This is a genomic window from Synechococcus sp. R6-5 (assembly GCF_047461775.1).
Classification (GTDB): Bacteria; Cyanobacteriota; Cyanobacteriia; order Thermostichales; family Thermostichaceae; genus Thermostichus.
On sequence record NZ_JANSHV010000170.1, the window covers coordinates 1 to 5,813 of the forward strand.

9 protein-coding genes, 1 pseudogene and 1 other annotated feature are annotated in these 5,813 nt (G+C 58.2%); of the genes and pseudogenes, 1 reads left to right on the plus strand and 9 read right to left on the minus strand.

The features are described from left to right. Positions 1–354 (plus strand): annotated as a pseudogene (locus NW818_RS09495) (hypothetical protein); the annotation flags it as partial. Here the strand turns inward: NW818_RS09495 and rplL are convergent. The 9 genes from rplL to NW818_RS09540 all read right to left on the minus strand — a co-directional run bounded on the left by rplL (position 347) and on the right by NW818_RS09540 (position 5,576). Continuing rightward, positions 347–757 carry a 50S ribosomal protein L7/L12 gene (gene rplL, locus NW818_RS09500; protein WP_414350999.1) on the minus strand — a complete coding sequence of 137 codons (411 nt, stop codon included), beginning with the start codon at positions 755–757 and terminating at the stop codon, positions 347–349. The pseudogene NW818_RS09495 and the gene rplL overlap by 8 nt on opposite strands. A gap of 63 nt (positions 758–820) precedes the next feature. Continuing rightward, positions 821–1,384, minus strand: a complete 564-nt coding sequence (gene rplJ, locus NW818_RS09505) for a 50S ribosomal protein L10 (protein ID WP_011432851.1) — start codon at positions 1,382–1,384, stop codon at positions 821–823. A gap of 58 nt (positions 1,385–1,442) precedes the next feature. Then, positions 1,443–1,602 (minus strand) — a sequence feature (ribosomal protein L10 leader region). A gap of 79 nt (positions 1,603–1,681) precedes the next feature. After that, complete coding sequence (gene rplA / locus NW818_RS09510; protein ID WP_011432850.1) at positions 1,682–2,392, minus strand: 50S ribosomal protein L1; 711 nt, start codon at positions 2,390–2,392, stop codon at positions 1,682–1,684. 106 nt (positions 2,393–2,498) lie between these two features. Next, positions 2,499–2,924: a 50S ribosomal protein L11 gene (rplK, locus tag NW818_RS09515; protein WP_011432849.1), complete on the minus strand. Its 426-nt coding sequence runs from the start codon at positions 2,922–2,924 to the stop codon at positions 2,499–2,501. Positions 2,925–2,933: 9 nt separating this feature from the next. After that, the gene (nusG, locus tag NW818_RS09520; protein ID WP_414342805.1) at positions 2,934–3,599 is read right to left on the minus strand and encodes a transcription termination/antitermination protein NusG; all 666 of its coding nucleotides are present in this window, start codon (positions 3,597–3,599) and stop codon (positions 2,934–2,936) included. Between the two features lie 62 nt (positions 3,600–3,661). Next, entirely contained in the window at positions 3,662–3,934 is a 273-nt protein-coding gene (gene secE / locus NW818_RS09525; protein ID WP_414351003.1) for a preprotein translocase subunit SecE, read from the minus strand. A gap of 103 nt (positions 3,935–4,037) precedes the next feature. Then, entirely contained in the window at positions 4,038–4,415 is a 378-nt protein-coding gene (locus tag NW818_RS09530; protein WP_414424410.1) for a hypothetical protein, read from the minus strand. A 1-nt stretch (position 4,416) separates the two neighbouring features. Then, a complete protein-coding gene (trmD, locus tag NW818_RS09535) occupies positions 4,417–5,172 on the minus strand; it encodes a tRNA (guanosine(37)-N1)-methyltransferase TrmD (protein ID WP_414424411.1) in 756 nt (251 codons plus the stop codon). A 5-nt stretch (positions 5,173–5,177) separates the two neighbouring features. Then, positions 5,178–5,576, minus strand: a complete 399-nt coding sequence (locus NW818_RS09540) for a hypothetical protein (protein ID WP_414329472.1) — start codon at positions 5,574–5,576, stop codon at positions 5,178–5,180. Positions 5,577–5,813 lie beyond the last annotated feature (237 nt).

The window sequence follows — 5,813 nt, forward strand, 5'->3', positions numbered from 1 at the left end:
AGCAGTGTTCAGCGTAAATGTATCAGTATCATCGCCTTCGATCGACAGGTAACCCTTGAGGATCAATGGGTTCTGGAAAGCACCGACTACGATGTTCCCCTCGATATCAAGGCGGAGCAGCACATGTTCACGGATAAACCCGGCATTGTCATGCGTCGCAAGCTGGCTGCCCTTTTGAAAGCCCACGGAGAGGTGGAAGTGCGGCGGAGCAGGGGACAGGGATCCCGAACCCACGCCAATGGTCGGGCAGACGCAAAAGAGGGGCCGGAGCAGCCCCCCTTGGGTTTGAGAGTCTTGATTAGATTCCTCGTCAGAGCAGGGAGAGGCGCTCTCCTCGTAACTGGAACTACTTGATCTTGACGGTGGCGCCGGCTTCTTCCAGCTTTTTCTTGATGTCGTTGGCTTCCTCCTTGGGAACTCCTTCTTTGACAGGCTTGGGAGCCGCCTCGACGAGATCTTTGGCATCCTTCAGGCCCAAGCCGGTCAACTCGCGCACCACCTTGAGGATGGCGATCTTCTTGTCGGCTGGCACAGCCTCGAGGATGACATCAAAGGCAGTTTGCTCTTCCACCGGCTCAGGGGCTGCCGCCGGAGCTGCCGCCGCCGCTGCCACAGGAGCTGCCATGACCATGCCGCCGGCTGGGGCTGCTGCACTGACGCCAAAGGTTTCCTCGATGGCTTTCACCAGCTCGGAAGCTTCCAGCAAGCTCAAGGCTTTCAACTCTTCCAAAATCTTTGCAACGCGCTCTGAAGACATGATGGTTTCTCCTTGGGGGTAACAGAATCGATACACAGGTTTGGGCTGATGAACTGAAGCCCTTTATGCGGCCTCCTTGTCGGCAATGGCCCGGATGGCCCGCCCCAGAGAGGCTGGGATCTCGTGGATACCGCGCGCCACTTGCGTGGGCACAGCATTGAGCCCGACCGCCAGGCCGGTGGCCACCGACTTGAGGCTGCCCGCCACTTGGGCCATGAGCACTTCCTTGGGCGGTAGCTCGGCGATGGCCTTGGCCTGCTCCAAGGTCAGGGATAGCCCTTCAATGCCAGCACCGCGGAACTCGGTTTTCTTGGTTTGCTTGGCGAAATCTTGATACGCCTTCAGGGCGGCTGAAATATCGCCCCGAATCAAGATAAAGGCCGTCGGCCCCGCCAAAAAGGGAATGATCCCTGCCCAAGCTTTTTGGTCGGCGATGGCTCGCCGCATCAGGGTATTCTTAACAACCATGCAAACCGAATCCGACTTGCGCAGCTCTGCCCGCAGTTGGTCCATCTCCGCAACGGTCAGCCCCTTGTAGTCGATCACCAGCACCATTTGGCTGGCCTGCAGCAGGGATCGGACTTTATCGACGATCTCCGCTTTCTTCGCTAAAGGTTGCTTGCCCATGCGCTCACCTCCTTTGTTGTCAATGGTCACCCAGGGTTAACGGGTGGTGAATCTGGGTTCTGCCAAACAGAATGCGTCCCAGCCGTGGCCGAGACGCATGGAGATAAGCGCACCATCAAAAGCGATCCAAGAAGGGATCCCTTTGAACTTCGCTCAAACCTCGGCAGGACATTAAGCCCGCGGGCACCTGCTGTCTTCGGCTTGCTATTCGACTGGGGAAAGATGTTCTGCCGGGATCCTCCTCCAAATTACACTCACTCAAACCCTTTTCAACCCATCGCAGCGCCGAAGCCAGGCTCAGGTCGCCAACTTCAGCTCCCGCAGGGCATTGATATCAACCTCAATCGAGGGGCCCATTGTAGCAGAAACATGTAGGGTTCGCCAATACTTGCCCTTGGCTCCAGAGGGACGGTTGCGATCGATGGACTCCTGCACTGCCTTTAGGTTCTCCAGCAGAGCTTCGACGGGGAACTTGCACTTGCCGAAGATCAAATGCACAATGCCGGTGCGATCTGCCCGATACTCCAGCTTGCCGGCTTTAAACTCTTTGATCGCCTGGGCCAGATCCATGGTCACCGTTCCCCCCTTGGGAGAGGGCATGAGGCCGCGCGGCCCCAACAGCCGCCCCAGCTTAGCCACCTGGGGCATCACATCGGGGGTGGCGATCAGAAGGTCAAAATCCATCATGCCCTTGCTGATTTCCTCGATCAGGTCTTCATATCCAACCCGATCCGCCCCTGCATTTTGGGCCTCCACCACTTTCTCGCCGCGGGCAATCACCGCCACTCGGATTTCTTGGCCGGTGCCCCTGGGCAAGACCACGGTGGTGCGCAGTTGTTGGTCGGCGTACTTGGGATCGATCCCCAGGCGGATGTGAACCTCTGCCGCCTCCTCAAATTTGGCGGTGGCCGTCTCCTTCATCAGGGCCAAAGCGGCTTCGGGAGCATAGGCAATGGGCTTCACCTTCTCCCGCAAAGCCTGCATACGTTTGGAAAGTTTTCGAGCCATCGTTTCTCCTCGGGGTACTGGCGAGAACTTCTCTCCCCCACAGTGGTTTGCTAGAACAACTTTTTCAAGACCGTGAACACCTCAGATAGGGCAAGGGATCCCTCCATCAATCCACTACCGTCACCCCCATGCTGCGAGCAGTTCCGGCAATAATTTTCATGGCCGCCTCCACATCGTGGGCATTCAAATCCGGCAGCTTCTGCTCGGCGATCTGGCGCAGTTGAGCTCGGGTCAGGGATCCCACCTTGGTTTTGTGGGGCTCGCTGGAGCCAGACTCAATGCCCAGAGCCTTCTTGATCAACACCGAAGCCGGCGGCGTCTTGAGGACGAAGGTAAAGCTGCGATCCTCGAAGATGGAGATTTCAACAGGCACCACCATCCCGGCCTGATCCGCCGTCTTGGCGTTGTACTCCTTACAAAAGGCCATGATGTTGACCCCGTGTTGACCCAAGGCTGGGCCAATGGGGGGAGCGGGGGTGGCCTTGCCCGCCTGAATGGCCAACTTGACCACGGCCACCAACTTCTTAGCCATGAAACGCAGTTACACCTCTTTTCGCACTTGACCAAACTCTAATTCTACCGGGGTGTCGCGCCCGAAAATCGAGATCAACGCCTTGAGCTTGCCCCGTTCTGGGCTGACTTCCACCACCTCGCCGTAGAAACCCTGGAAGGGGCCGGACAGCACCTCGATGCGATCCCCAGGTGCCATGTCGATCTTGAGGGGCACTTCCTCCACCTCGACGCTGCTGAAGATGCGCTGCACCTCACTTTGGCTGAGGGGACGCGGCGTAACATGCCCCCGACCGCGACCGTAGGCCCGTTTTTCTTCCGTGCCGACAAAGTTGATCACATTGGGGGTTGTTTTCACCACCATCCAAGTGTCGTCGTTCATGTCCATGCGTACCAGGACATAGCCGGGAAAAATCTTCTCCTCTTGCTCCTGGCGCTTGCCGGTTCGATCCAGCTTGAAGCCCGTTCGCTTCGGGATCACCACCTCGACAATTTGATCCGCCACATCCAAAGCAGCCGCCCGTTGCATCAGGGTGCTCTTCACTTTGTTTTCGCAGCCGGAAGCCACCTGCACGGCGTACCAGCGCAGGTTACGACGCTCTTGACCTTCCCCCTCGTCCGGTTCCGGGATCGCGTCTGCAGGCTCAAAGTGCTCCACACGGCCCCCACGACGTTTTCGCTGCTGCTCTGGCCTCATCACCTCACATCCTCCCTGTAGCCATCCTTGAACATGACTCTCTTGCCCCTCAGGACAGAACATCACAAGAACAGCTGAGTGGCTACCCAAGCAAACACTTGATCGACCAGGTAGATGAAGGAAGCAAAAGCCAACACAATCAGTAAGACCCCTACCGACTCGCCGATCAATTGCCGGCGGCTCGGCCAAACAATCTTGCTTAATTCTGTGCGGGTCTCTTGAATAAAACCCAGGATCCCTTTGGGTGCGGTGGAACTGTCTTTGGAGTGGCCCCGGCTGGCGGGATCCAAACGCTGTTCCGTATCGGCTTTGCTGGAGGGGGTGCTCTTAACCACGGCGGTGTTCTCCTAATGGATCCCGAAAACGGTGTACCGCATTTCAGCAGGCACGGGATCGGCTTTGCGATCCTAACAGATTTACCGGGAATGGGATCCAACCTTAGGGAGTGGGGGTGGGCTCAGGTGCCAAGGAAGCGGGAGAAAGCGGGAGGGAGCGGCGGCGGGATTGGTTAAATTGCTCCACAGCAGCATCAACGCTGGCCTTGCCGTCCCAGCGGGAAGCAGCATTCTGGCGGGAGAGGAAGTCGGCAGCCCGGAAGAGATCGTTGACGTTGATGCTGGTGCCATCCAACAGAGGGGGATTGCTGTCGCGGCGAATGGCATCGTTGACACTTCCGCTTTGGGCCAGGGCCACCCCAGAGCCGCTCAGAACCGAGCTCAAGGCCATCCCCACCAGGAGCAGTGCTGGGGGCGAGGGGATCCCACGCCAGGAGACAAGCGATGGATTCAGGAGACGGTTGAGAAGCTTGCCGAGCATTTTATTTCTCCGCTTCGTTTACACGAGGGTGCTGCTCCGCCAGCCCCTCTACCAACAACTGCTGCTCTTCGGCGGTCAAGGGGCGCTTGGCCAACAGGTCTGGCCGCCTTTGCCAGGTTCGAACCAGCTGCTGCTGCAGACGCCAACGGGCAATGGCTTGATGGTCGCCTGAGAGGAGTACCGGCGGCACCTTGTGCCCCTGAAACTCTGCCGGGCGGGTGTATTGAGGATAGTCCAACAGCCCCGCCTGGAAGCTTTCGCTCTTTAACGAGTCTACCTTGCCCACAGTGCCCGGCAAGAGCCGCACCACGCCGTTGATCAGGGCCAGCGCCGGAATTTCCCCCCCGGTCAGGACAAAATCCCCCAGCGACACCTCGCGGGTGGCCAGGTATTGGCGGATGCGTTCGTCAAAGCCTTCGTACTGGCCACACAGCAGGATCAGTTGCGCCTTCTGGGCCAGCTCCTGCAGCAGCGCCTGGTTCAGCGGTTGCCCCTGGGGCGTCAGCAGAATGATCTCACAGGGATCCAACCGGGGCAGGGAGGCGACAGCAGCGAAGAAAGGCTCTGGCTTGAGCACCATGCCCACCCCACCCCCGTAGGGCTCATCATCGACACGGCGGTGCTTGTCGGTGGCGAAGTCGCGTGGATTGGTGCAGTGGACTTCGGCGATCCCCTGCTGTAGGGCTTTGCCCACCAGCCCAATGCGCAGCGGCGTTTCAAAAAATTCGGGGAAAAGGGTAAGGATATCGAACCGCACAGGACTCAGGACGAGGTGCGCAACCGCTCCAAATCCAGGCGCAAGGACTCAATCTGATGGATCAGCTCCATCAACTCAGCCATCTCTTCTCTGGAGATAGCCGGCTTGTTGGGGGAGGAAGCTGGTGTCGGGGGAGCATTCTCGACAGGCGCTTCAGAGTCAGGACTTGCCGAGGGGGCGTTGGCGGCTGGATCCCTGAGACTCTCAACGTAACGAACTGCCTCCTGCTCGATCAACTCTCCCTTTTGCTCCAGCTCCGCCGCCAGTTGTCCCAAGTCCATCGAAAGGCGGTTGAGGTTTTCGGTGCGCTTTTCCGGGTCTTGCAGGATTTCCACCAGAGCAGTGGCTGTGCCGTAAAAAATGTGGCGAGCCCGCGTGAACCAATCTGAAGAGTGAGAACTCATGGCAGCAGAAAGAGGTGGGTTGTGGATTATTCTAGGCGATCCACCCGACGGGATGAGCCCAAGGATACAAGCAGAATACCCGGCGTTCGAGGACAGACTGGAGTCTAGTTCTCCAAAGTCTTGAGGGCAATCTCAACCTGAAGACAGGGTTTAATCGACGGCGCGGATCTCGCCACTGTTTAGGCGCTCCACAATCGATTCCAGCAGTTCGTGCTGATACATTTACGCTGAACACTG

Coding starts and splice junctions, on each gene's coding strand:
- rplL (WP_414350999.1), bottom strand. CDS start 757: ATGTCTTCAGAGCGCGTTGCAAAGATTTTGGAAGAGTTGAAAGCCTTG.
- rplJ (WP_011432851.1), bottom strand. CDS start 1,384: ATGGGCAAGCAACCTTTAGCGAAGAAAGCGGAGATCGTCGATAAAGTC.
- rplA (WP_011432850.1), bottom strand. CDS start 2,392: ATGGCTCGAAAACTTTCCAAACGTATGCAGGCTTTGCGGGAGAAGGTG.
- rplK (WP_011432849.1), bottom strand. CDS start 2,924: ATGGCTAAGAAGTTGGTGGCCGTGGTCAAGTTGGCCATTCAGGCGGGC.
- nusG (WP_414342805.1), bottom strand. CDS start 3,599: ATGAGGCCAGAGCAGCAGCGAAAACGTCGTGGGGGCCGTGTGGAGCAC.
- NW818_RS09530 (WP_414424410.1), bottom strand. CDS start 4,415: ATGCTCGGCAAGCTTCTCAACCGTCTCCTGAATCCATCGCTTGTCTCC.
- NW818_RS09540 (WP_414329472.1), bottom strand. CDS start 5,576: ATGAGTTCTCACTCTTCAGATTGGTTCACGCGGGCTCGCCACATTTTT.